At 50.8% G+C, this 25,901-nt stretch carries 23 protein-coding genes; 12 read left to right on the plus strand and 11 right to left on the minus strand.

Translation table 11 applies throughout. The annotated features are described in order from the left end of the window. Positions 1–12: 12 nt before the first annotated feature. Positions 13–1,005 carry a serine/threonine protein kinase gene (locus DU002_RS15445; RefSeq protein ID WP_114339308.1) on the plus strand — a complete coding sequence of 331 codons (993 nt, stop codon included), beginning with the start codon at positions 13–15 and terminating at the stop codon, positions 1,003–1,005. Positions 1,006–1,067: 62 nt separating this feature from the next. After that, positions 1,068–1,670, plus strand: a complete 603-nt coding sequence (locus tag DU002_RS15450; RefSeq protein WP_114339309.1) for a thiol:disulfide interchange protein DsbA/DsbL — start codon at positions 1,068–1,070, stop codon at positions 1,668–1,670. A 120-nt stretch (positions 1,671–1,790) separates the two neighbouring features. Here the strand turns inward: DU002_RS15450 and DU002_RS15455 are convergent, their stop codons facing one another. Further along, complete coding sequence (locus DU002_RS15455) at positions 1,791–2,435, minus strand: hypothetical protein (RefSeq protein WP_147271880.1); 645 nt, start codon at positions 2,433–2,435, stop codon at positions 1,791–1,793. A 396-nt stretch (positions 2,436–2,831) separates the two neighbouring features. On the opposite strand from DU002_RS15455, the gene DU002_RS15460 reads away from it, so the two are divergent. Together DU002_RS15460 and DU002_RS19300 are read left to right on the plus strand one after the other, a co-directional pair. Next, positions 2,832–3,314, plus strand: coding sequence for a DUF523 domain-containing protein (locus DU002_RS15460; RefSeq protein WP_114339311.1), 483 nt, complete (start codon positions 2,832–2,834; stop codon positions 3,312–3,314). Positions 3,315–3,838: 524 nt separating this feature from the next. Continuing rightward, entirely contained in the window at positions 3,839–4,183 is a 345-nt protein-coding gene (locus DU002_RS19300; RefSeq protein ID WP_147271881.1) for a hypothetical protein, read from the plus strand. Here DU002_RS19300 and DU002_RS15470 read toward each other — a convergent pair. The 3 genes from DU002_RS15470 to speA form a co-directional block, all read right to left on the minus strand. After that, positions 4,111–5,040, minus strand: coding sequence for an acyltransferase (locus tag DU002_RS15470; protein WP_114339313.1), 930 nt, complete (start codon positions 5,038–5,040; stop codon positions 4,111–4,113). The two genes, DU002_RS19300 and DU002_RS15470, sit on opposite strands and share 73 nt — an antisense overlap. Before the next feature lie 63 nt (positions 5,041–5,103). Beyond that, positions 5,104–5,997: an acyltransferase gene (locus DU002_RS15475; RefSeq protein WP_114339314.1), complete on the minus strand. Its 894-nt coding sequence runs from the start codon at positions 5,995–5,997 to the stop codon at positions 5,104–5,106. 2 nt (positions 5,998–5,999) lie between these two features. After that, entirely contained in the window at positions 6,000–7,880 is a 1,881-nt protein-coding gene (gene speA, locus DU002_RS15480) for a biosynthetic arginine decarboxylase (RefSeq protein WP_114339315.1), read from the minus strand. Positions 7,881–8,424: 544 nt separating this feature from the next. Here speA and DU002_RS15485 point away from each other — a divergent pair. Further along, positions 8,425–8,745 (plus strand): CBU_0592 family membrane protein, encoded by a 321-nt coding sequence (locus DU002_RS15485; RefSeq protein WP_114339316.1) that lies wholly within the window; start codon positions 8,425–8,427, stop codon positions 8,743–8,745. 38 nt (positions 8,746–8,783) lie between these two features. Here the strand turns inward: DU002_RS15485 and DU002_RS15490 are convergent, their stop codons facing one another. Together DU002_RS15490 and DU002_RS15495 are read right to left on the minus strand one after the other, a co-directional pair. After that, positions 8,784–10,307 carry a YifB family Mg chelatase-like AAA ATPase gene (locus DU002_RS15490; protein ID WP_114339317.1) on the minus strand — a complete coding sequence of 508 codons (1,524 nt, stop codon included), beginning with the start codon at positions 10,305–10,307 and terminating at the stop codon, positions 8,784–8,786. A gap of 41 nt (positions 10,308–10,348) precedes the next feature. Beyond that, on the minus strand, positions 10,349–11,269 hold the full coding sequence (locus DU002_RS15495) for a phosphate/phosphite/phosphonate ABC transporter substrate-binding protein (RefSeq protein WP_114339318.1): 921 nt from the start codon (positions 11,267–11,269) through the stop codon (positions 10,349–10,351). Between the two features lie 285 nt (positions 11,270–11,554). Between DU002_RS15495 and ilvG the strand changes: the two genes are divergently transcribed. The 7 genes from ilvG (at position 11,555) to DU002_RS15530 (ending at position 19,409) form a co-directional block, all read left to right on the plus strand. Further along, positions 11,555–13,201, plus strand: a complete 1,647-nt coding sequence (gene ilvG / locus DU002_RS15500) for an acetolactate synthase 2 catalytic subunit (protein WP_114339319.1) — start codon at positions 11,555–11,557, stop codon at positions 13,199–13,201. Further along, positions 13,198–13,455: an acetolactate synthase 2 small subunit gene (gene ilvM, locus DU002_RS15505; protein WP_233496514.1), complete on the plus strand. Its 258-nt coding sequence runs from the start codon at positions 13,198–13,200 to the stop codon at positions 13,453–13,455. The genes ilvG and ilvM overlap by 4 nt, the downstream gene beginning before the upstream one ends. Positions 13,456–13,466: 11 nt before the next feature. Then, a complete protein-coding gene (locus DU002_RS15510; protein ID WP_114339320.1) occupies positions 13,467–14,390 on the plus strand; it encodes a branched-chain amino acid transaminase in 924 nt (307 codons plus the stop codon). Positions 14,391–14,476: 86 nt separating this feature from the next. Next, positions 14,477–16,324 carry a dihydroxy-acid dehydratase gene (gene ilvD, locus DU002_RS15515; RefSeq protein ID WP_114339321.1) on the plus strand — a complete coding sequence of 616 codons (1,848 nt, stop codon included), beginning with the start codon at positions 14,477–14,479 and terminating at the stop codon, positions 16,322–16,324. A gap of 13 nt (positions 16,325–16,337) precedes the next feature. Then, entirely contained in the window at positions 16,338–17,894 is a 1,557-nt protein-coding gene (ilvA, locus tag DU002_RS15520) for a threonine ammonia-lyase, biosynthetic (protein WP_114339322.1), read from the plus strand. Positions 17,895–17,959: 65 nt separating this feature from the next. Continuing rightward, positions 17,960–18,739, plus strand: coding sequence for a hypothetical protein (locus tag DU002_RS15525; protein ID WP_114339323.1), 780 nt, complete (start codon positions 17,960–17,962; stop codon positions 18,737–18,739). Positions 18,740–18,833: 94 nt separating this feature from the next. Next, a complete protein-coding gene (locus tag DU002_RS15530; protein WP_114339324.1) occupies positions 18,834–19,409 on the plus strand; it encodes a TMEM165/GDT1 family protein in 576 nt (191 codons plus the stop codon). Positions 19,410–19,467: 58 nt separating this feature from the next. Here the strand turns inward: DU002_RS15530 and DU002_RS15535 are convergent, their stop codons facing one another. The 5 genes from DU002_RS15535 to DU002_RS15555 form a co-directional block, all read right to left on the minus strand. Beyond that, positions 19,468–20,211 (minus strand): MipA/OmpV family protein, encoded by a 744-nt coding sequence (locus DU002_RS15535; RefSeq protein WP_158538081.1) that lies wholly within the window; start codon positions 20,209–20,211, stop codon positions 19,468–19,470. Positions 20,212–20,443: 232 nt separating this feature from the next. Beyond that, positions 20,444–21,193 carry a MipA/OmpV family protein gene (locus DU002_RS15540; protein WP_114339326.1) on the minus strand — a complete coding sequence of 250 codons (750 nt, stop codon included), beginning with the start codon at positions 21,191–21,193 and terminating at the stop codon, positions 20,444–20,446. A gap of 125 nt (positions 21,194–21,318) precedes the next feature. Beyond that, the gene (ubiK, locus tag DU002_RS15545; protein WP_114339327.1) at positions 21,319–21,585 is read right to left on the minus strand and encodes a ubiquinone biosynthesis accessory factor UbiK; all 267 of its coding nucleotides are present in this window, start codon (positions 21,583–21,585) and stop codon (positions 21,319–21,321) included. Between the two features lie 119 nt (positions 21,586–21,704). Then, positions 21,705–24,782, minus strand: a complete 3,078-nt coding sequence (locus DU002_RS15550) for a multidrug efflux RND transporter permease subunit (RefSeq protein ID WP_114339328.1) — start codon at positions 24,780–24,782, stop codon at positions 21,705–21,707. A gap of 20 nt (positions 24,783–24,802) precedes the next feature. Then, positions 24,803–25,891 carry an efflux RND transporter periplasmic adaptor subunit gene (locus tag DU002_RS15555; RefSeq protein ID WP_114339398.1) on the minus strand — a complete coding sequence of 363 codons (1,089 nt, stop codon included), beginning with the start codon at positions 25,889–25,891 and terminating at the stop codon, positions 24,803–24,805. Between the last annotated feature and the right edge of the window lie 10 nt (positions 25,892–25,901).

Genomic DNA, 25,901 nt, shown 5'->3' on the forward strand with positions numbered 1-25,901 from the left:
AATGACCTCCCTGTGAGTCAATTTCACTTTGCTAAGCTCACGCCTGAGCTGATCCTCGATGCCCTGGAAAGTCAGGGCATTCGGGTCGACTCTGGCTTGCTGCCCTTGAACAGCTACGAAAATCGCGTTTATCAATTTCTTGATGAGGAGCGCCAGCGTTACGTTGTTAAGTTCTACCGCCCTGAACGCTGGAGCGATGATGCGATCCTGGAGGAGCATGCCTTTACCCAGCAGTTGCTTGATGCGGAAGTCCCCGTTGTTGCGCCGCTGACCTTTGCTGGCAAAACACTCCTCAAAGCGGAAGGCTATCGCTTCGTGGTGTTTCCCAGTGTCGGTGGTCGTCACCTGGAAGTGGATAACTTGGATCAGCTGGAGTGGGTGGGGCGTTTTGTTGGCCGCTTGCATATGGTGTCCAGTAAACAGGATTTTGTGCATCGCCCTACGTTGGATTTTGACAGTTTTGGTGCCCAGTCGGCTGAGTATCTGCAACAAGCTAATATGTTGCCCGATTCGCTGAAAACGCCTTTCTTTACCGTGCTTGAGCACCTGCTCACAGCCTTGCAGCGGCATCTGGCTGAAGCGGCAGCCTATACGCCGATCCGCCTGCATGGTGACTGCCATCCTGGCAACATCTTGTGGCGTGATGAGATTGGCCCGCAGTTTGTCGATCTGGATGATGCCCGTATGGGGCCAGCGGTGCAGGATATATGGATGCTGCTGTCAGGCGAACGCGCCGAACGTATTCTGCAGTTAGAGTTGATTCTGGAAGGCTATGAGCAGTTCTGTGAGTTTGATAACAAGCAGTTGGCATTGATCGAGCCGCTACGGGCATTGCGTCAGATCCACTACATGGCATGGCTGGCGCGTCGCTGGCAAGATCCTGCTTTTCCTCAGGCATTCCCCTGGTTTAACAGCGATAAATATTGGGAAGGACAGATCCTGGCGTGTAAAGAACAGTTATCTAGCCTGCAAGAACCACCTTTAAGCTTGCAGCCTTGGCAGTAAATCCCTAGCATCAGACATTCTGAACTGAATTAGCTGAGCTTACTTTCTAGGAACCTATACGAATGAAAAAGATCCTCTTATCTCTGTTGGTATTGCTGCTGCCGATCACGGCGTGTGCAGAGCGTTTTCAAGAGGGCAAGCACTACACTGTTGTTCGCAGTGTTGCCAGTGCCGAGCCAGAGATCACCGAATTTTTCTCCGTGCTTTGCGGTCATTGTTATAGCTTTGAGCCTATCGTGCATGAGCTCAGCAAGCAGCTTCCGCCAGGGGTGAAGTTTAAGCGTAACCACGTGGATTTTGTTGGTCGTGATATCGGCCCTTTGTACACCCGTGCTTATGCCACCATGTTAGTACTAAAAGTTGAAGACACCGTGTTACCCGCGATCTTCAATGAAGTGCATGGCAAGAAAAACTTCCTGCAGACCCCAGCGGCACTGCGTGATTTCTTTATTAAGAACGGCGTAGATGCCGGTCAGTATGATGGTGCCGTTAGCAGCTTTGCGGTTAATGGTCTGGTGAGCCAGATGCAGAAAGCCACCAAAGATTACAAGATCACCGGTGTGCCAAGCTTCTTCGTCAACGGCAAATACAAGGTTAACACCAGCTCTATCAAGTCAGCGGATGAGTTCGTACAGTTAGTGTTGTTTTTGTTAGAGAAAAAGTAAACCTGATAGCGTTTAGATGACGATTGATCCGGTTTAAGCAAAAAGGCGCCTGTAGGCGCCTTTTTTTGCGGGGTGATATATTGAATCTTGTTCTCACTTAGTAAATATTTTATGTTTCGTTTATGGTTTTTTTATCAGTAGCGGTTCCCAAATAGTGCTAGACACTTGCGACCCACTGGCTGCTTCAATCATCGAAAAAATAAGCTGTTCTGCAGACACACCTTGTTTATCTATGAGCGCCTGGAGTGCTAAATTGGCTGTGTTAAGCGTATCGATCATATCGAACTTCCATTGGTTGTTTTCTCGAATGAACTGATATTTATGGGAGGTTAGTTTTTCACCTATCTTCACGACCGCACTTGCTTGTTCTCCCTGAAGTTGAATATCCGTGATGGTTGTTTTTACAACTGTTTCATTACTAATCCAATCATGATTAGTGGCATATATAAAAGCATCTTTTCCAGTCATGGAGCGTAATTGTTCTAAAGGGATTTGGTGCTTAATAAGAAGCACCTGAAATTTATTGATAATCGATAAGTTCTTGAGGGTTCGTCTGTCAGCGTAAAGAGCCCAATCGACATACTTCTGATACTCATCAACAGTGCGTTGGCTGACATATTTCACCGCCCTTTTTCCTTGGCTACTTAGAATTGAGTGCTTGTATTCACTAAAGCAGGCCTTAACGGCATTGATATCCTCTGTGGAGCGGTCTTGGCATGCGAATAATGAAAATATTAGCAACAGACAGGTAAGTATTCTTCTCACTTCTTATTCCCTTAGAATTTATTCAATGATAGAGAGCTTTGTATAATATTGTTTATCGATTGTTTAAATGCTCATTTTATGACTATGAATATACGCTATTCTCTTGGTTCTAGGAAATAAAAGCAGCGGTGTATTATACCTGTGGATATTTAATTCAGTTTTGCTGGTAACAACAATAGATGGATGAATTGGGTTACCGTTTGCGAGTTAACATCATGGCTATTATTTGGATTCGACCATTGGCAGAAGTTATCAGTTTTTTATTTCTGGCGAGTTGTTCGGTCACCTCAAACACGTGTCTTTATTTGCACGGGCGGGGCTTAGTCTGCGCATTGTAATCATTGCCTATTGGCTCGGAATCTCCTAATAATAAATAGTCATCACTACAGAGTTATCATGGAAAAAATTCTCATCAGCGCCTGTTTACTAGGCGATCGCGTGCGTTATAACGGCGAGATCCAGCTATGTCAGCATCCGTTACTTAAACGTTGGCAGGCGGAAGGGCGATTAGTCAAAGTGTGTCCGGAAGTGGCGGGGGGGTTATCTGTGCCCCGCCCAGCGGCTGAGCAACAGCCGGGTGGCCGGGTGATCACGCAACAGGGTGTGGACGTGACGGCTGAGTTTGAAGCTGGCGCCACGCTGGCGGTTAAGTTGGCACAGCAGCAGGGGATTCGTTTGGCTTTGATGAAGGCACGGAGCCCCAGTTGTGGTAGCGGCCATGTGTATGATGGCGCGTTTCAAAGGCGTCTAATCGCGGGGGATGGTGTGACGGTGAGCCATTTGCGCCGTATCGGTGTACAACTGTTTGATGAAACCCAGTTAGACGCACTCGCGGCGGAGCTCCTGCGGTGTGAAAGTGGCAAAGACCCCTCACCCTAGCCCTTTCCCTTTGGAGAGGGGATCACAAGCGGAGCGGTTGTTGTTTTCTGTTTCGCTCCTTCTCCCCTAGCGGGAAAAGGCTGGGATGAGGGGGCGCTTTTGCGTCTTCATGGTTGTTTGATGAAACCCTGTTGGATGCGTTGTCGGCGGCGATCCTGGAGTATGGAAAGGGCAAAGACCCCTCACCCTAGCCCTCTCCCCTTGGAGAGGGGATCACAAGCGGAGCGGTTGTTCTTTGTTGTTTCGCTCCTTCTCCCCTAGCGGGAGAAGGCTGGGATGAGGGGGCGCTTTTGCGTCTTCATGGTTGTTTGATGAAACCCAGTTAGACGCACTCGCGGCGGAGCTCCTGCGGTGTGAAAGTGGCAAAGACCCTTCACCCTAGCCCTTTCCCCTTGGAGAGGGGATCACAAGCGGAGCGGTTGTTCTTTGTTGTTTCGCTCCTTTTCCCCTAGCGGGAGAAGGCTGGGATGAGGGGGCGCTTTAAACCCGCTACCCCAGTGGTACAGAATGTTAGGTAATCCAATATGACTCACAATGGTTTTGCAGGCGGTTTGTTGTTGCTTAGTGCTGCGCTGGCGCTGATCTCTGGCTGTGCTCAGCCTTTGCCAGACAATCTGACGCTTAAGCCTGATACCCAAGGCGAATGGGTATTTGAGCGGCCTTATAAAGCGCGTAATACGGGGCGTCGTTTGCAGTACAGTAAGCATATTATCTGCGTCACGCCCATTGGTTCATGCCCTATGCCGGGTAGCAGTCCAATAGATATCTTTTGTCAGTGTGCAGTGGAGCCCGAGGGTTACTTACAAGGCGTGACAGAATCTGTGATTGTCGCACCGGTATTTTCGCCCGCCAGCAGTTCAGATAACTGATCATCCTTTGCCTGCCACCAGCCATTGAGTTTTTGCTGAAACTGATGACGAAATGCGGCGTCATCAAAGTAGTCGCCAATCAGCTCATCGGTCACCGCAATTGCTTCAACCTTTAATACCACCCGCTTTAGCTCTCCTTTTAGTGCCGCTGGCATGGCTCGCTCTCTGTTGTCGGGATAACAGAGTGTGGTATTGAGGATGGCATCAAACTTCATCGCGTTTAGGGCAAAGGCGATCCCACCCGCTTTAGGCGCCAATAGATGTTGATAAGGTGCTTGCTGATGTTGCTGTTTCTCTGCGGTAAAACGTGTGCCCTCAACAAAATTGATCACTGTGGTGGGGCTATGACGAAAGTGGGCACAGGCAGCGCGCGTGGCATCAATATCTTTGCCTTTGAGGTGCGGATATTTGGCTAAAAACGCTTTGGAATAACGTTTCATAAAGGGCATATCTAATCCCCATGCCCCGATGCCGAGGAAAGGCACCCAAATTAGTTCCTGTTTTAAGAAGAATTTGCCGATTGGGATACGACCATGGAGCTGGGAGGTGAGAACCACGATATCCAGCCAACTCAGGTGGTTACTGATCAGTAGGTACCAGTGCTTGGTATCAAGCTCGGCTGGCAGCTCGATTTGCCATTCAATGCGATTGGTTAATGCTAGCGTACTGCGCATACACAGGGTCCAGGCTTGATAAAAGCCATGTAAGAATAGATTGATTAGCTTGCGCCAAGGGGAGATGGGTAACAGTTTTAGTAGGCCACCGAGAAAGATTAATCCGCCCCACAGCCCCAGCCATAGGCTGATAAAAAACAGATTGATAATGGCTAACAAAGGGCCCGGAAGAAAACTCAACATCGCGGATCAGCTACCTTGTGGTGTCGACGGAATGAACATCGAGGGAAGGGGTTGCTAAAAGCCTCATTGCGAGGCTTTCATCTCTGCAAGTTTGAGATCCTTCTCTTGCCACAGTTGGTTTACCCAGCCCTGAAAGCGTTGCTGGAACTGCTTGTCGTTCTGATAGTCGCCGATCAGGTGCTCATCAATCGGTAGTACGCGCACATCGACTTTGATCTCTGCTACTTTACCACAGACAAAATCCCAGAAGCTGGGGCGCTGTTGCGGATAAAGAATGGTCACATCCACCAGCTTGTGCAGTTGATTACCCATGGCATTTAACACAAAGGCGATACCACCCGCTCTGGGCAGCAGCAGATGCTGATAGGGGGATGCCTGTTTTTCATGTTTTTGCTCTGTGTAACGGGTGCCTTCAACAAAATTCATGATGCTGGTGGGTTTAAAGCGAAATTTGCGGCAAGCGTTGCGCGTTGCTTCGATATCTTTGCCTTTCAAGTGCGGGTGTTTCTTTAGGAAAGCACTGCTGTAACGGCGCATAAACGGGAACTCTAACGCCCACCAGGCGACGCCTAGAAATGGCACCCAAATGAGCTCTTTCTTGAGGAAGAATTTCAGAAACGGGATGCGATGATTGAAGATCCGTTGCAGTACCAGAATATCGACCCAGCTTTGGTGATTGGCCAGTACCAGATACCACTCTTTACGCACGACTCCCTCTAACCCCTGCACTGTAATGCGGGTGCCCGTGAGTAGCCGCTGGTTGACGTTGTTGATGCTGATCCAGGCAACGGCACAAGCATCTAACAGGTAGGTACAGAGTTTGCGCCACAGGGTGATTGGTACCAGCAGCTTGCAGAATGAAAGCAGCAAGATCGGCAACACCCAAAAAATGGTATTCACGATATAGAACAACAGGCCTAGGGGCCCTTTAATAAAACTAGGCAGAAAACTCAGCATGCTTAGTCCTCGAAATAGGTGTATCCGCTGACCCCTGCTTCCAGCTCGATCAGTAGCTTATTTACTTCTTTCCGGTTGCCTACTTTCGCCAGTTGGCGACGGTAGCTTTCAACCAGGCGACGTGGCTCAAAGTGAACATAATCTAACACTTGAGCAGCGGTATCGCCTTTCATTAACCTGCTGAGACTGTAGCCGTCGTCAGTCAGTTCAACGTGCACAGAATCGGTATCACCAAACAGGTTGTGTAGATCACCGAGGATCTCCTGATAGGCACCGACCATAAAGAAGCCCAGTAGCTGCTCTTCATCTTGTTTCGCCTTTGGCATTGGCAAGCTGGCTTCGATCCCTGCGCCATCGACATATTGCCGGATCTGACCATCGGAATCACAGGTAATGTCCTGAATAATGGCGCGATCTGTGAGCGGACGATCCATTCCTTGCAGTGGCATCACTGGAAACAGTTGCTGAATGCCCCAGATATCCGGTAGTGATTGAAACAGGGAAAAGTTACAAAACAGTTTGTCGGCCAGCTTTTCGTTGAGCTCGTCTAATACTTCACGGTGGGCACGGCTGCTGTGTTTCAAGTGCTTGCGTACTTCGTGACAGATAGCGAAGTAGATCTGTTCTGCCTGTGCCCATTGGCTGATGTTGAGCATGCCGTGGGAGAACTGGCTTGCCGCTTCACCGATGCAGTACATCGCCTCGTGGTAGGCTTCCAGAGCACTGTGGGCGTCGACACGCTGATGACACTGCCATAATTCATAGATCATGGAAGGCGCTTCGTCACCGACCTCTGGTAGGTTTTCACCCTTAGGTTGGCGCTCGTTGTCGATCACATTGGCTACCAAGACGGCGTGGTGGGCGGTCATTGAACGGCCCGACTCGCTGATGATATTGGGATGTGGCAGGCCGTGTTCGTAGCAGATCTCATCCAGCTCGTGGACAACACGGTTGGCATAATCAAATGGCGTATAGTTGACGCTGCAACCGTGACGGCTGCGGCTACCTTCATAATCCACCCCAAGACCACCACCAACATCAACCGTGTCGATGGGTACGCCAAGGTGGCGAAGCTCGGCATAGTAGCGGGCGCATTCATGGATCGCCTTCTGAATATCGCGAATGTTCGCTACCTGACTACCAATATGGAAATGCACCAAGCAGAGATATTGCTCTTTACCCATCGCTTTCAGGCGTTCAACAGCTTCCAGTACCTGATGAGCGGCCAAGCCAAACTTGCCCTTTTCACCACCGGTGTTCTGCCATTTGCCTTTACCGGTAGAGTTTAAGCGGATGCGGATGCCGATACGCGGTTCCACTTCAAGATCCGCGGCTTCTTCCAGCACCTTATTCAGCTCACTGAGTTTTTCTACCACGATGTTAACCGTGTGCCCCATCTTCTGGCCGATCAGCGCTAGGCGGATAAACTCGCGATCTTTGTAGCCGTTACAAACGATAGTGATCGGGGTATCTGAAACCCCTAAAATCGCCAGTAGCTCAGGTTTAGAGCCGGCTTCTAAGCCGACTTTGCCGCTGGTATGACTGAGTAGCTTTTCCACCACGCTGCGCTGTTGATTCACTTTGATTGGGTATACCGCGGTGTAGCCGCCAGGGTACTCACAATCTTGCTTGGCTTTTTCAAAGGCGCGGATCAGGGTATCAACGCGGTGATAAAGAATATCGGTAAACCGGATCAGGATCGGTAGTGATAAACCATGGGCGCGGATATCTTCCACCAGATCTGGTAGCGGGATAGAGTGCCCCGCGCTATTGGCGGTCGGATTGGCAGTCAGGTTCCCTTGTTCATCGACATCAAAATAACCTTCGCTCCAATGAGCGACATTGTAGGTGCGACGTGCGCGTTCGGTGGCCGAATTACTCAATGGCGTGATCTCTGAATAGGTTAAATAAACAACAATTTTAAGGGCGCCATTCTAATGCTAGATCCGCCACTCGCCTAGTTTTTTAGGCTGTGCTCAACGGGGCTTTGCTTGCCACAGGCTACCAGTGGATGAAGTTTAGCTGAATTTGGGCTGCTCCAGCCGATAGGGAGAGGCCTGAAGAGGGGCAAAACGGCAGCTTTGGGGCGCTGAATGACGGGCGCAAACAGAAAATAGGCGTGGCATTGGTAGCGGGAAGGGCGGTAGAAGTAAAATAGTTTGCCCTAATTATTCTGACGCTGCTTATGTCTATTTTGCTTGCCCCGTTTTGGGGCGTCACTCAAGCTGCTGTTTTTAGTGTTTATCTTTATTTTTTAAGGTACTTAAAAGCTGATAACTCCCTGGTTTTTACGTTGCATTACTTTTACTAATCGTAACAACAAAAAAGAATCATTTTTCTTGCCTGAAAGCTTGCTTTATAAAGCGCTCCTAAACCGGCTAACGCCAATTTTTTCTACATTTAGTCAGCGAGTTAAAAGAAGTAGTCATGGATCTGTTCAACTTTATTGGCGCACTTGGTGGAGTGCTCTATCTTGCCTCATATCTACTGCTTAATGCCGGTAAGGTAAGCGGTAATAGTTATGAATATATCGGTTTGAACCTGGCCGCCTCTACTTGTATGGCTATTTCGTTGTTTGTACATTGGAATGGACCCTCTTTTACCGCACAACTTTGTTGGATTGTGATCTCTGGTGTTGGGCTAGTGAACTGTTATCTTGAATCTAAGCACAAGGCAAAAGAGAGTGTTGAGCAGCTCGCTGCCGCGCCGCAGATACAACAAGAGATGCCAACCCAGTTGAATGCTTAAACATGGAGCGCGACCAAGTAGCGCGCCCAGCCTTGAGATCAAGCCGCCGCTAACCTCGCCAACAATCGATCAAATGCTCGAAAGCCTAATGCTTCGCTGAGATGGCCGCCGTGTATGTTCGGTGCCTGTTCCAGATCCGCAATGGTACGTGCCACGCGCAACACGCGATGGTAAGCGCGGGCGGAGAGCCCAAGTTTGTCGATAGCCATGCCCAAAAACCGGTTATCTTCACTGGTTAGGCGGCAGTGCTGATCCAGTTGTTTACCACCGAGTTGTGCATTGGCGCAGCCTTGGCGCGCTAATGCCTGCTGATGGGCGGTAGCCACTTTAGCGGCAATGGTGGCAGTGTCTATTTGTGGGGTGTCGATATCCGCCAGTTCTGCGGGTGATACCCGCGGTACGTCTACGGTGAGATCGAAACGGTCGATAAATGGGCCGGACAGCTTGCTCAGATAGCGCCTGACCTGATCGGGTGTCGAGCGACTTTGTACACCAGGTACACCCCAAGTGCCACATGGGCTGGGGTTCATGGCGCCGATCAATTGGAAACGTGCGGGAAATTCCGCTTGGCGAGCGGCTCGGGAGATAGTGACATGGCCTGTTTCCAGAGGCTCCCGCAGCATCTCTAGTACTTTGCGGTCATATTCTGTCAGTTCATCAAGGAATAACACGCCGCGGTGTGCCAGTGAGATCTCTCCAGGCTTCGGTTGGCTACCGCCACCCACCAGGGCGATGGCTGAACAGGAGTGATGCGGTGCGCGAAATGGGCGTTGCCGCCACTGTGCTGGCTTAAAGCCCTGACTACTGACCGAGTAGACGGCACTGGATTCGAGCGCTTGCTGTTGATCCATGGGGGGTAATATTCCGGGCAAGCGGCTGGCGAGCATACTTTTACCTGTACCAGGAGGACCAAATAGCAGCAGGTGGTGGTTCCCTGCGGCGGCGATCTCCAGTGCTCGCTTCGCCTGATGCTGGCCTTTTACATCTGCCATGTCAGGATAGTTTGGCGTGGCTGTCTCTGCGGGAGTACTATCCATCAGCTGCAAGCTTTGTTGTCCATTTAGTCCAGCACAGACCTGCAGCAGATGATCGGCAGCCAGCACCCGGCAGTTGTCTACCTTGGCCGCCTCTGCGGCATTGTGTATGGGTAAAATAAGTGCGCGCCCGGCTTGTTCGCTAGCAATAGCGAGCGGGATAGCGCCGGTAATTTTCCGCAGAGAACCATCGAGCGCCAGTTCACCGGCAAACTCATAGCGACTCAGTGCGTCGAGGGGGATCTGCCCTGACGCCGCAAGAATGCCGATGGCGATAGGAAGGTCGAAGCGACCGCCCTCTTTTGGCAGATCGGCCGGTGCCAGATTGACGGTGATCCGTTTGGCGGGAAACTCAAATCGTGCATTGAGCAGGGCGCTGCGAACCCGTTCGCGGGCTTCGCGTACTGATGCTTCCGGTAATCCAACAATGCTGAAAGCAGGCAAGCCTGCGGCTAAATGGACTTCGATATCTACTTGTGGGGCGATCACGCCAACAGAGGCGCGACTATGAACAATCGCTAAAGACATGGTGCGCAATTCCTTTTGCTGCAGTAAAACCTATATCAAATCTATTTCTCTAGTGCTGGTTGTATCTGGTTGAGCAACTCGGTTATCGCCTGATAATCCGCCGCAGCGACAAACCCTTTTATCCCTGCTGCAGTGGCAACCGGACTACTCGCCGATAAGCTTAGCAGAGCCATTTTAACTTGAGAGATCTGTTGCGCAGTTAAGCTATCGCTCACAACGACCCCCCAGTGTGGATATTTAGGGGTGGTATGAGGGCTATCGGCAGGATTGGCTGGCGGTAACACTCGAAACAGAGTGGGATCATACTCCTTCGCATCGGCAATCAGTCCACTGCGGACAAACCCGGCATCGACCTGCTTATTGGCAACGCGTTGCAGAATGGCGTATTGATTATTCAGGGTGGCAAACTGCACATAATTGGATAGTGGCTGCCAACCTAGTTTTACCAGTTCATAGGCCTGGAACAGGAACCCTCCTGCAGATGTCGATTGATTAACCACGCCGATCACCCGGCCTTGCAGTTGCGCCATGCTGTGCAGCGGACTATCGCGATGAACGATAATATCCCCGGCGAATGCATCGCCATAGGCTTGACTGTTTAACGTGGCGACCACCTGATAGTTGGGTTGGTACTTTAAGAGTTGGCTGGTGACGACCGGGTTACTCAGCAGTAGGTCGGTTTGCCCCGCCAATGCTAATAGTTCGGTGTGCTGCAACGGTACTAACGTCACTTCGGTTTGTAATGTGGTGGCGATAAAGTCAGCCAGGGGTTGCCAGCGCGCGCGGGCGACATCTGCACCACGGAAGTCCAATACCGCAAGGGTAAGTGCTGTTTTCGCTGGCTTGGCGTAGGCGTTTGCTGCAAGTAGTGTAAATAACAGCAGCAACAGGGATAACACACCGAAAAAATTGATGTTTTGCTGGGGCTTTCGATGAATAACAGGAACTGCTGCGCGATTCATTTGCTAAATCTAGCCCAAAAAAATTGTGATCTGTCAAAAGCTATGGTATTTATTTCGGTAATGTATCTGTAATCACAAATTTACGCAGAGCCAAGAATAGTGAACATGTTGTCTGTAAGCCTACTTATTATCGTACGTGTCGTGGTGGTGATTAGCCAACCGCGCGGGGCGTTATTTGGGTAGACAACACTGAATATCGAAACCCCCGCGCCGTAAGGCTCGGGGGTTTTTTTTTACCGCATTGACGTTGATGCGGGTGACCGAGATAAAAGACAGGAATTCGAGATGAATGGAGCGCAGTTAGTCATTAAGGCGCTGGTACAGCAAGGGGTATCTACCTGTTTTGGTTATCCTGGTGGCGCAATCATGCCGATCTATGACGCTTTTTATCAGAGCGAAATTAAGCACATCTTGGTGCGCAACGAACAGGGCGCTGCCCTGGCCGCGCTGGGTTATGCCCGTGCCAGTGGTGAGGTTGGTGTTTGTTTAGCCACCTCAGGCCCTGGCGCGACTAATTTGATCACCGGTTTGGCTGATGCTTATTTGGATTCTATTCCTGTGGTTGCGATAACGGGTCAGGTAGCTAGCCCGCTGATTGGCACGGATGCGTTTCAGGAAGTGGATGTTTTAGGTCTGTCTTTACCTATCACCAAACACAGTTTCTTGGTTGAAGATATCGCCGAATTGGGTGATGTTCTGCAGCAAGCTTTTGCATTGGCTAAAAGTGGCCGCCCTGGCCCTGTGCTGGTCGATATACCGAAAGATATTCAATTGGCTGCTGCTGAGTTGCCTCCCCTGTTAGTCTCTGATGATGCTTTGCCTGCTGCGACCGCGGATCAACTGGCATTGGCGCGGCAGCTGCTGAGTCAGGCAGAGCGACCGGTGCTATATGTTGGCGGCGGTGTGGGTATGGCGAAAGCCGTCCCTGAACTGCGTGCTTTCCTTGAACAGACGCAAATCCCCGCAGTGACCACGTTAAAAGGGATCGGTACCTTGCCGAAAGATCACCCTCGCTTCCTTGGCATGCTGGGCATGCACGGTAATCAGGCGGCGAATCTGGCGGTACAATCTAGTGATCTATTGATCGCCATTGGTGCACGTTTTGATGATCGGGTGACAGGCAAGCTGGATACCTTCGCTCCGGATGCCAAGGTGATCCACTTTGATATTGATGAAGTGGAGTTCGGCAAGCTGCGTCGCCCTCACGCACTATTACATGGCGATATGAAACCGGCATTGGCGGCTTTGGCAATGACATTATCTATTGATGAATGGCGTCGTCAGTGTGACCAACTGAAAACACAGTATGCATGGCGTTATGACGCGCCGGGCGAAGGGATCTACGCCCCAGCCTTATTGCGTCAGCTGTCCGACCAATTGCCTGATGATTCCGTGGTGAGCTGTGATGTTGGACAGCACCAGATGTGGGTCGCACAGCATATGCAGTTCGATTCGCCTCATGACCATCTGTCCAGTGGTGGTTTAGGCACCATGGGGTTTGGTATGCCGGCCGCGGTTGGTGCGCAGTTAGCTCGCCCTGATGCCACCGTGGTGAATGTGACCGGTGATGGCTCTATCATGATGAATATTCAGGAGTTAGGCACAATTAAGCGCTTTAACTTGCCAGTTAAAATCGTCCTTATCGACAACGAGCGGTTGGGCATGGTGCGTCAGTGGCAGGAGTTGTTTTTTGATAAGCGTTACAGCGAAACCAATCTGTCAGACAACCCTGACTTCTTAACACTGGCCAGTGCTTTTGATATCCCTGGCCAGTTAATTACCCAGCGGGAGCAAATCCCCGCGGCGTTAGATGCCATGTTGTCTGCAACGGGTCCGTACCTGTTACATGTGGCTATTGATGCCGAAGAAAATGTATGGCCCCTGGTGCCACCAGGCGCGGCAAATCAACAGATGATGGAGAAACAGTCATGATGCATACCATGCATATCGAGGCTAAGGATCGCCCAGCGACATTAGAGCGGTTACTGAGGGTGACACGCCACCGCGGTTTTGCGGTGCGGGAAATGCAGATGAATGCCTCAGCTGAACGGGATAGTGTTACTATTAGCGTCACTGTGGCTAGCGACCGTCCCATCAGTCTGTTGCAAGGCCAACTTAGTAAATTAGTGGATGTTGCGTCGGTGAACATAGAAGCCCAGTCGCAACCCCTTTCGATCACCGCATAAGGAAGTTTTTGATGGCTGCTCAAGCTGAATTTATTTGGTTTAACGGCGAACTCATGCCCTGGGCTGACGCTAAAGTACACGTATTGAGTCACGCAATTCACTACGGCTCCTCTGTGTTTGAAGGTGTGCGCGCCTATAACACGCCGAAGGGCCCTGCAATTTTCCGTCATCAAGAGCACACCCAGCGCTTGTTTGACTCGGCCAAGATCTATCGCATGAAAGTCGACGTGACTGCACAACAGATCATGGATGCGACCAAAGAAGTGATCCGTGCCAATAAGCTGAATAATGCGTATATCCGTCCGGTGATCTTCTATGGTGATATCGGCTTGGGTTTACGGGTTAAAGATGATGCCAAAACTGATGTGTCGATTGCCGCGTTTGAGTGGGGCACTTATCTGGGCGACGATGCGCTGGAACAGGGCGTTGATGTCGGCATCTCCAGCTGGAACCGTTTAGCAGCCAATACCATGCCAACCGGCGCGAAAGCTGGCGGTAACTACCTTTCCAGCCAGTTAATTGGCCAGGAAGCTAAGCGTCACGGTTATCAGGAAGGTATCGCACTGGATATCAATGGTTATATCAGTGAAGGTGCTGGTGAAAACCTGTTTATCGTTAAAGATGGCAAGTTGCTGACCCCACCGACTACGGCCGCGATCTTGCCGGGTATCACCCGTGCGACAATCATGCATCTGGCACAGCAGCGCGGTATCGAAGTGGTTGAGCAATCACTGCCCCGTGAAGCGCTTTACCTTGCTGACGAGATCTTCCTCACGGGTACTGCGGCAGAAGTGACGCCAGTGCGCAGTGTCGATGGTATCCAGGTCGGTTGTGGCAGTCGTGGCGCAGTGACCACCACCTTGCAGAAAGATTACTTTGACCTGGTGAAAGGGGTCAGCGAAGACAAAAATGGTTGGTTGGATTACGTCGAGTAATCTACCGAATGAACTAGCTCTGAGCCGCATTTACTGCGGCTCAGTTGTCTAGTAGACAGACAATTTTCAGTACAGAGAGTTTAGTTATGCCACGTAAATTGCGTTCAGCGACCACGACTCAGGGTCGTAATATGGCCGGTGCCCGCGCCCTTTGGCGTGCCACGGGTATGAAAGATGGTGATTTCGATAAGCCGATTATCGCCGTTGTTAACTCCTTTACCCAGTTTGTTCCCGGTCATGTGCACCTGAAAGATATGGGGCAATTGGTCGCAGGCGCAATTGAAGAAGCCGGTGGTGTGGCAAAAGAGTTTAATACCATCGCCGTCGATGACGGTATCGCCATGGGCCATGGCGGTATGCTGTATAGCCTACCTTCCCGTGAGCTGATTGCTGACTCGGTGGAGTATATGGTGAATGCACACTGCGCTGATGCCATGGTTTGTATCTCTAACTGCGACAAGATCACCCCAGGTATGTTGATGGCGTCACTGCGCCTGAATATCCCAGTGATCTTTGTTTCCGGTGGGCCGATGGAAGCGGGTAAAACCAAGCTGTCTGACCAGATCATCAAACTAGATCTGGTTGATGCCATGGTGCAAGCGGCAGATCCAACTATCTCTGATGAACAAACCGAACAGGTTGAGCGCAGTGCCTGTCCAACGTGTGGCTCTTGCTCTGGCATGTTTACTGCCAACTCTATGAACTGTTTGACGGAAGCCTTGGGTCTATCTCAGCCCGGCAACGGTTCTTTGCTGGCGACTCACGCTGATCGCGAGCAGTTGTTCCTCAATGCGGGTAAGCGCATTGTTGACCTGTGTGAGCGCTATTATCAGCAGGATGATGATAGTGCCCTGCCACGTAATATTGCGACCTATGAAGCGTTTGAAAACGCCATGGCGCTAGATATCGCCATGGGCGGTTCGACCAATACTGTGTTGCACTTATTGGCTGCGGCACAGGAAGCGGAAGTTGATTTCACCATGGCGGATATGGATCGATTATCTCGTCGGGTACCTAATTTATGTAAGGTTGCGCCTGCGACCAGTAAATACCACATGGAAGATGTGCATCGTGCTGGCGGTGTGATCAGTATTTTGGGCGAACTGGCGCGTGCTGGCTTGCTGAATACCGATATCCCTACGGTATTGGGCCAAACCATGGGTGAAAACCTGGCCGAGTATGACATTACAGTAACCGACAGCGAAGCCGTGAAAACCATGTATCGCGCAGGTCCTGCAGGCATTCGTACCACCAAAGCGTTCAGTCAGGATTGTCGCTGGCCAACGCTGGATGATGACCGTGAAAACGGCTGTATCCGGAGTAAGGAACATGCTTACAGTCAAGACGGTGGTTTGGCCGTATTGTTCGGTAACTTGGCAGAAAAGGGCTGTATCGTAAAAACGGCTGGGGTTGAGGAAGAGAATCTCACTCACCGTGGCCCAGCCCGTATCTATGAAAGCCAGGACGACGCGGTGGCCGGTATTTTGGCCGGTGATGTTAAGGCTGGCGAAGTTGTGTTAATTCGCTACGAAGGTCCGAAAGGCGGCCCGGGTATGCAGGAGATGCTTTATCCCACCAGTTATCTGAAATCGATGGGCTTAGGCAAAAAGTGCGCTTTGATCACCGATGGTCGTTTCTCCGGTGGTACGTCCGGCTTGTCGATCGGTCATGCTTCGCCAGAAGCCGCCGCTGGGGGCAACATTGCACTGGTAGCGCAAGGGGACATCATCGATATCGATATTCCTAATCGTAAGGTACATCTGGAAGTGTCTGATGAAGAGCTGGGCAAGCGCCGTGCCGCGATGGAAGCGAAAGGCGAGGCTGCTTGGCGTCCGGAGAATCGTGAGCGTGCAGTGAGCTTTGCGCTGAAAGCTTATGCGGCCTTGGCAACGAGTGCCGACATGGGTGCTGTTCGTGATAAAAGTAAACTGTAAACTGGGATAGTCGATGAATAACCTGTTACCTCACCTGAGTGCTCGTCAGCCGAGTGCTGCCGAGTATCTGCGCCGGATATTGCTTGCCCCTGTTTATGATGTGGCGGTGAAGTCAGATCTGACACCGATGCGTAAATTGTCGGAACGTTTGGGCTGTGAAGTGCTGCTGAAACGTGAAGATCAGCAACCGGTGCACTCATTCAAGATCCGCGGTGCTTACAACAAGATCGCCGGTTTGAACGCGGATCAGCAGGCAAAAGGTGTGGTGGCAGCATCGGCAGGAAACCATGCGCAAGGGGTGGCTTTATCTGGGCAAAAGCTCGGTATTAAAGCCACCATTGTGATGCCCAACAACACACCGGACATCAAAATTGATTCGGTGCGGCGCTTGGGTGGCAACGTGGTGATCCACGGCAATAGCTTTGACGAAGCATCTGCAGAGTCCCGTCGTTTAGCCGAAACCGAAGGTTATACCTTGGCGGCACCCTTTGATGATCCTGATGTGATTGCGGGTCAGGGCACTATTGGTGTTGAGCTGTTGCAACAGGCGCGGGATATGGACTATGTGTTCCTCCCTGTGGGTGGTGGTGGCTTGGCGGCTGGCGTGGCTCTGTATTTGAAGAGCTTGAAGCCGTCTATTAAGGTGATCGGCGTTGAGGCCGAAGATTCCGCCTGCTTGCTGGCGGCGCTGGAAGCCGGAGAGCGAGTGAACTTGGATCAGGTTGGCTTGTTCGCTGATGGCGTTGCGGTGAAGCTTATCGGTGAAGAGACCTTCCGCGTATGTGCGGCGTTTATCGACGAAGTGATCACGGTTTCTACCGATGAGATCTGTGCGGCGATCAAAGATATTTTTGATGATACCCGTGCTGTTTCGGAGCCTGCGGGGGCGCTGGCGCTGGCGGGCTTGAAGAAGTTCCAGGCACGCTACAAGCTTCAGGGTAAAAAACTGACCACGGTGTTGTCAGGGGCCAATGTTAACTTTCATAGCTTGCGCTATGTGTCTGAGCGGACTGAGCTGGGTGAAGGACGGGAAGGCGTATTGGCTGTTACCATCCCTGAACAGAAAGGCAGCTTCCGCCGCTTCTGTGAACTGTTGGGTGGTCATGGTATTACTGAGTTTAACTACCGCTTTGCTGATCCTGCGAAAGCCCATATCTATGTTGGTGTGCGGTTGGCGGAAAAAGCTGACATGGCTAACCTGTTAGCCACTTTGGGTGACAGCGGTTATGAGGTGCATGACTTAACTGACAATGAGCTGGCGAAGCTGCATGTGCGTTATATGGTTGGCGGCCGCCCATCGCAGCCATTGATTGAGCGTTTATATGGCTTTGAATTCCCTGAATCCCAAGGCGCGCTGATGCGTTTCTTGAATCGCCTTGGTGAACGCTGGAATATCACGCTTTTCCATTATCGTAATCACGGCGCCGCTTATGGTCGAGTGCTAGCTGGTTTTAATGTTAGCGATCAAGAAAAAGCTGAATTTGAAGCCTCTTTGAATGACGTTGGCTACGAATGGCGTGACGAAACGTCCAATCCTGTCTATGATTACTTCTTAGCACATCGCGATTAATACTGATTTAAATAGATACATGGCTCGCCGGATCGCGAGCCACAAAAATAACATGGAGGTACACTATGCGCCCTATTACATCTGTCGCCTTATCCCTTTCTCTTGTGGCATCCAATGCTGCTGCTGATAACGTCCCAAAACCTTTCGTTGAAAAAATGATCGCCAAAAGCATGCAGGAACAGTGTGCTAGCTCGGCCTATCTGGCGTGTCGCGACATTTCTGCTGCTGAATGCCAGAAGCAGGGGGAGCTGTATCTGAAAACCTGTATTGCCCCGCTGCCCGACCAGATCCCAATGGGAAGTGCGGCGTTTGAGAAGGAGATGGAAGCCTGCGGTGTGAAGCTCGCGGACAAGCTGGGCATTGACTTAGATAAAGCAGAAGCCTGTGATGATGCGATGGAGATGGCTGAGGAAGAGTCTGTTTACCATGATGAGTTGACGCCGGAACAGCTTGAAGAGTTGATGCGTGCAGAGCAACTTAAGCAGCAGCAAGAGATGCAAGCGTTTGTTGATATGATGCGCGAGGCAACCGGCAGCGGCAATCGCCTTGAAGAGATCACTTTGCCGCTCTATGAACCCTATGAGTTGGGGATCCATATGGCGGATGGTGCCGCTTGGGAGGAGCTGAGGGGGTTACCCGCTGTAACATTCCGCGTCAACGCCAGCAAAGATGAAGTGTTGGCTTTCTATAAGCAGAAATTGCCAACTTTTAAAGTGGATCCTAATGATCCCTATCGTTTAGTGGAAAAGGTGCTACCTGGCGAAGAGACAATCGCTAAGTACATTAATGTTCCTCACGTGGCAATCTATGGCGATACTTTCGTTCAGCTCACCTACCGCCGCTAATATAGATGCGCCAGTCCCTTGTACTGGCGCAATCCCCTTCCCTGATGTTTTCCGTTAGAATGCTGCGCCTAAATATCTAGCCGGTAGCGTTTTGATGATCTCTATTCAAGCATTTAGCCTGAGCCTGACCTTGGTCTTTTTGGCGGAAATAGGCGATAAAAGCCAGCTAGTGTGTATGGCTCTGGCCGCACGCCATCGCGCCTGGCCTGTGCTGCTTGGCTCTGTGGCGGCGTTCTCGGTTTTGAACTTACTTGCGGTGCTCTTTGGTGCGGCGCTCGCTGAGTGGATCCCAGCGTCATGGCTGGCGGTTGGTGTGGCGCTGCTGTTTCTTTGGTTCGGGATCCAGTCGCTACGTAATGGTAGCGAAGAGGATGAGGAGTGTATTCAGCGTCCTACGCACCGCTTGATCCTGTCGACTTTTATGATGATTTTTGCCGCAGAGTTTGGCGATAAAACTCAACTGGCAGTGGCGGGATTGGCTGCGCAACAACCTCTGCTATCGGTCTGGCTGGGGGGCACCTTGGCTTTGGTTTTTACCTCTGCCTTGGGAGTGTTCGCGGGACGTCGTTGGCTGTCGAAGTTGCCCGTAAATTATTTGCATAAGGGCAGTGGGGTGCTGTTTTTGCTGATGGCAGCGCTCAGCGCCAGTAGCTTAGTTTGGTCTTTTTAACGAGCTGACCTGGCAGTAATAAATAGCCCCGAGTACGGGGCTTGACTGTTTTCAGGGCTTACCAGAACTTATAGCTGACGCCCATGAATACGCTGCTTTCTGCATCGTCGTCAACCAGTGGGCTATCTTCAAGCTCGCTATCTAACCATGAGTAGTTAGCGCCAGCAGACACGCTCCACTCTTCGGTAATACGGTAGGCCGCCGCCAGACCAACGCCATATTTCAGTGCCGAGCCTGTGTCATAAGCAGAGACACCGCTACGGGCAGATTCTTCTTCTGAAACGCCATAGTAGTAGTTGGCATAGTCTGAATCCATGTAGCTCAGGTGAATGTTAGGGATCAGCATTAATTCGGGTGTCACTGGATAAGGGTAGCCGTAGCCCAAGTCGGCTCGGATACCGTTGTGGTCATCACTGATATCTGTGCTGAGTTTGGCGCTGAATTGGCCATAGATACGATCTTGAAAGCGGTAAGAGACGCCAGCATCAATACTGCGATGGCGGGTATCTAACGTACGGAAACGATTGGTGTTCTTTGGATCCCACTCCTCTTTGCCTACCCCGATGGCGATACCGACGCGGTGTTGTTGATTTTCAAATAGTTTGTAACCGGCTCCATCTTTATCGACAAAGAAGTGCTCGTTTTCAAACTTCACCAGAGGAATAACGCGATTGTCGTCATCATAGTCAGCGTAAGCGCTGTTTTGCAGTACAAATCCGGCACCAATACTTAGGCTTTCTTTTGTGTCTGCGCAAGTCATAAAAGGCAGCAGAGAGGCTGCGAAAAGAGCTGTGTACTTCATAGGGTTCTCATTCATGTGACGTTTGGGGGGATTTACGCGGCACTATACGATAAAGATCAAAAAGTTAAATCTGATTAGACGTAAGCAAATGTTATTTATCTGAAAAGCGGCATTTAGAATAGTTTGAGAAGTATATTTTGTATGCAAATGGGGTGGCGGAATGTCGTTGCCGTGGGAAAAAAAATAGGGATGAGTGTCCACTCACCCCTATTATTCATATCACTTGAATGCTTTAGAATTTATAAGCAACGCCAAGGAGGCCACTGGTTTCATTATCGTCGTCTAGCAGAGGGCTCTCTTCCAGATCATCATCTAACGAGGTATAGGTGACGCCAGCATAGAGTTTCCAATGCTCCATTACTTCATAACCAGCCATGACACCAACAGAGAAGTTGGTAGCGCTGCCAGTATCGTAGGCCGAAACTGCGGCGCTGGTGGCGGCATCTCTATTGCTGATGCCGTAATAATAGTTGGCGTAATCCTCGTCCATATACTTAACGCGAACTGAAGGCACGATAAACAGCTTGTCATTGATCATCCAAGGGTAAGCGTAACTCAGTGTCGCGCCGTTACCTTCGTGCTCATCACTGATATCAGTAAAGTATTGTGCTTTAACCACACCCCACTTAGCTTTGAAGCGGTAACTTGCGCCTAAGTGGTATGCTTGGTCTTTATCTTCAAAACCATCGAATTCCGCTTGGTCATTGTCTGAACCGTCCCACTCTTCTTCACTTGCGCTCAGGAAAATACCGATACGGTGAGGGCCTTTGTCCAGAGCCTTAAACCCAATTTCGCCGCCGCCAGCATAAAACCATTCAGTATCGAATTTGATGATAGGGATTGCGCGTGCGCTGTCGTCATAATTCCGGTAGGCCGTGCTGCGCATCTGTACGCCGGCACCAATTTCTGTGTCACCGGCGGCCATCGCTGTTGCTGGTAGAGAGCTAGCTAATGCCAAGACCAACAGATGTTTCATGTTCATAAGTGCGTCCTTGTTATCTGCATTGGATAAACATTTTTTTACTAATAGCTTAGTTTAGTTGAAATTTTATCAACAAGAATGAATTATTTGGCTTTCTTGTTGTCACGTTGAACGTGGCGTCCGTGTCACTCGTTGTTGTTTTCTTCACTGGCTTGATTGCTTTCAAGCTGAGACAGGCGCTGCTCGAGAGCGGTCAGTTTTTCCCGTGTGCGCAACAGTACCTGCGTTTGTACATCGAACTCTTCCCGCGTTACCAGATCCAGCTTAGCGAGTTGTGCCTGCAACACCTGTTTGGTTTTGGCTTCAAACTCATCAGCAATATTTTTGACGCCGGGCGGTAGTGCATTGCTGATCTGTTTGGCTATCTCTTCGAGTTTGCTGGGGTTTATCATCTTGATACCTTTACTCTATTTTGCATTGCGGATTATCAATGCTGCTATTTTTCCATTGTAGCTAGCTGGTGAGCATGAAACTAGTCAGGGAGTAAAAAGCGCTCTCCCTGACATGCTGTTTATGTGTATGCTCTTTGATCTTTTAACAGGGTCGCGACATCCGGCAGAGGTTTATGGCGTTCCGCCAGATAGCTATAGATCACCGGCAGCACAAAGAGGGTGAAAATAGTGCCGATCCCCAAACCTGCGCAGATAACCAGACCGATACTGAAGCGGCTGACGGCACCAGCACCTTCTGCCATCAATAGTGGGATTAAGCCGGCGATCATCGATACTGTGGTCATTAGGATAGCCCGCAGGCGGACATGGGCTGCTTCAATGACTGCTTCCACACGATCCAGTCCCTTTTCCAGTTGCACCTCTTTCGCCACTTCACAGATGAGAATACCGTGCTTACTGATTAAGCCGATGAGGGTGACTAGCCCTACCTGAGCGTAGATGTTCATGGTGGAGAGCCCCCATGCCATGCTGATCAATGCACCACTTATTGCGAGTGGTACCGAGACCAGGATCACCAGCGGATCTCGTACACTCTCAAATTGGCTGGCTAACACCAGAAAAATGACCGCCAGAGCCAATAGGAAGGTGGCGAACAGCGCTGACCCTTCGGTGACGTACTGACGAGCTTCTCCAAGGTAATCATATTGATAGCCTTGTGGTAATAGCCGAGTGGCAAGCTCTTCAAATACGGCGATAGCATTGCCCATGCTTACTCCCGGTGCGGCAACAGCGCCAATCGTCGCCGAATTTAGTTGGTTGAAGTGGGGCAGTGCTCTGGGCTGTCCCTCAATGGATATACTCACTAAATTCGACAGCGGTACCGGATCACCGTTGACCGAGCGGACATAAAAGTTATTAAGGGATTCAGGATTTAACCGCCATTTACGCTCAACTTGGGGGATCACTTCATAGCTGCGGCCATCGAGATCGATGCGATTGACGTAACCATCGCTGAACATAGCGCTGAGTGTGGTGCCGATATCTTGCATCGTGATGCCGTATGCCCCTGCTTTATCACGATCAATCTGCACCTTCATGGTGGCTGAGTCATAGTTCAGATCAAGATCCAGATAGACGAAGTTAGGGTTGCTACGCAGTTCTTCGAGAAAGCTGCTGGCCACGGCAAATAAGCTTTCAAAATTGTTAGGCGTGGTGATCACAAATTGAATTGGTAAGCCGCTGGACGCACCGGGCAGCTCCGGGAATGGGAAAGCGGTCATCGCCACTGCGGGAACGTCGGCGATCAATGGATTGGTTGCCTGGATCACTTCGGCTTGTTTTCTCTCCCGCTCGCTCCAGGTTTTGAGGTTAACGATGCCGAGTCCTTGGTTGGCGCTAGGTATACCTGCAAAGACCAGCGTGGAACGGACTTCTGGTAGGGTGTCTACCTTTTGTAACCCTTCGACCATCGCGTTTTCTATGAAGTCCAGGTTGGCGTTCGCAGGTGCTTTGCCAAACAGCATATAGCCGCCCTTATCTTCACTGGGCGCTAATTCACTGGGAATAAAACTGGCAAGAATAGGCAAGCTTGCAAAGGCGAACAGTGCAAATACAACCACCACAGGACGATGGTTCATCACACTACGCAGGGCTTTGTCGTAGCCACGGGTTAGCGCGCCTAAATAGCCTTCGACAAAGCGCTCGAAGCGCCCGGGCTTATCGTGGGGTTTGAGCATTTTTGAGCACATCATTGGCGACAGGGTCAGTGCTACAATCCCCGATACAAAGACTGCGCCAGCCAGCGTCAGGGCGAACTCCTTGAACAGTGAACCGGTGATCCCTCCCATTAATGCGATGGGGGCATACACGGCAGCCAGCGTCAGGGTCATTGATATCACAGGGCCAGCAATCTCTCGCGTACCAATAATCGCTGCCTGAAACGGTGTTTTCCCTAGCTTGACGTGACGATCTACGTTCTCCACCACGACGATGGCGTCATCCACCACTAATCCGATGGCGAGTACCATGGCAAGCAGCGTCATCAAATTCAGTGAAAAGCCAAACAACGACATCATCATCGCAACGCCGATGAGCGACAGCGGAATAGTAACAACGGGGATCAAGACTGCGCGAAATGAGCCCATAAACAGGGTGATAGCGATTAGTACAATCACACCTGCTTCGATAATGGTGGCGACCACCTCGTTAATTGACTCCTCAATAGCGATGGTGGAGTCATACAGCACATTCATTTTGATGGTGCTGGGGATGTTATTGGCAAACTCCGGCAGCATATCGCGGATCGCGGCAGTGACCTCTAACGGGTTGGCCGTCGGTGTGGGATCGACTGCGACCACAACGGCGCTTTTGCCATCGGCTACGGCGCGATACGTATCATGGCTCTTCTCCAGTGTGACGTTGGCAATATCATCAACGCGAATGAGTGAGCCGTCGCGGCTCGCTACTACCATGCGTTTTAGCTCATCCACGGTGCGGACCTGGGTATTGGCTTCGGAGTTATATAACACATAAACGCCGGTAGCTTGCCCGGGGGCTGACTGAATATTATTGGCTTGCAGTACCTGCATCACTTCAGTGGCTGTGAGATCGAAAGCCGCCATTCTTTGGGGATCCAACCAAACCCGCATGGCGTATTTCACGCCACCATAGAGATTCACTTTTGCGACACCATTGACGGTGAATAGCTGGGGTTGGATAACCCGCTCCAGATAATCGTTGATTTGACTTGAGTTGAGAGAATCACTGGTGAACGAGATATAGATCAGTGATGTGGTTGAGCCGGTGGACGAGGTGACCGTGGGATCTTCTGCTTCGCTGGGCAGCTGGGAGCGCACCGAGTTCACCTTGGCAAGAATATCCGCCAAGGCTCCGTTGGGATCCGTGTTTAGTTTCATCTGCACGCTGATACTACTGGACCCCATAAAGCTTTGGGAGGTCATAAAATCAACATTGTCGGCCTGGGCGATCGCTTGCTCTAATGGTTGGGTAATAAAGCCCTGGATCAGATCGGCATTGGCACCGTAGTAACTGGTATTGACCGAAATAACTGTATTGGTCATCTCCGGATATTCGCGGATCTGCATCCCTTTTAGTGCTTGCAGTCCCAGTAACACAATCAGCAGGCTAATAGAGATCGCCAATACCGGCCGACGGATAAATGTATCAGTGAATCGCATCTGATTATCCTCTTCCGGGCTTAAAGCGCCGGGATCTCCGCTGGGGTGTTTAGGGCATCACTCTCAACGACTTTGATCTGGCTGCCGTTAGACAGGCGGACCTGGCCTGAAGTGACAATGGTTTCGCCGGGATTCAAGCCGCTCACTCGCGCCACATCGCCACGGCGTTCCTCTACCTTGATGGTGCGCTGTGTTGCTATCAGTTGGCTATCGCCTTCGCGGGTTTCAGCAATAAAAATGGTTTCACCGTACAGGGTGAAGTTTACTGCGGTTTGCGGGATGACGAGTTGCTGTGGCAACGTGGGTAAGATCACATTAACACGCGCAAACATGCCGGAACGCAGTACGCCATTTTCATTGGGAACGTCAGCCTGCACCTGTACCACACCACTTTGGAAATTCACCGCCGGTTCAATGGTGGTGATCTTGCCGTGGAAACTGGTTTCCGGATACGCATCCACTTGTACTTCAATGGTTTGGTCGACAAAAATCTTGCTTAGCTGATTTTGTGGAATAGTGAAGCGAATACGCATGGTTGAGGTGTCTTCGAGCCTGACAATCTCGGTACCTGCCTCCAGATACTGTCCAAGAAACACCTGGCGAATACCTATTTGCCCTGCAAAGGGCGCGCGAATTTCACGGCGAGCGATGGTGGCTTTTTGTGCTGCGACGTCCGCCACTTGCGCTTCATAGTTGGCAACCGCTTCATCTCTTTGTCCTTCCGAGGCGCTGTTTTGTCTCAATAGCACTTCCATACGATGGGCTTGTGCTTTTAGTGCGGGCAAACTGGCTTGTGAGCGTTTCAGGTTAGCGCGCTCAACATCGGTGTCTAAAGACAGCAGTAAGGTATCAGCGGAGACCTTCTCGCCAGATTCGAAGTCGATCGTCTCAATCAAACCAGCGGCTTCACTTTTCAGGGTGACCCCCCGGTAGGGTTCAATAAAACCAATGGAGTCAATGCTTGGGATCCAATCGACCGGAGAGACGGTGGCAGTGGTCACCGGAAAGGTAGGGGCGGGCTGATTGGCCATATATTCGCCGATCATCTTTTGTTTAAACAGGTTAAATCCGATCACACTACCGAATACCAGTACAACCAAAACCAGCATAAGCAGGCTC

Source organism: Corallincola holothuriorum (assembly GCF_003336225.1).
GTDB classification, from domain to species: Bacteria; Pseudomonadota; Gammaproteobacteria; order Enterobacterales; family Neiellaceae; genus Corallincola; species Corallincola holothuriorum.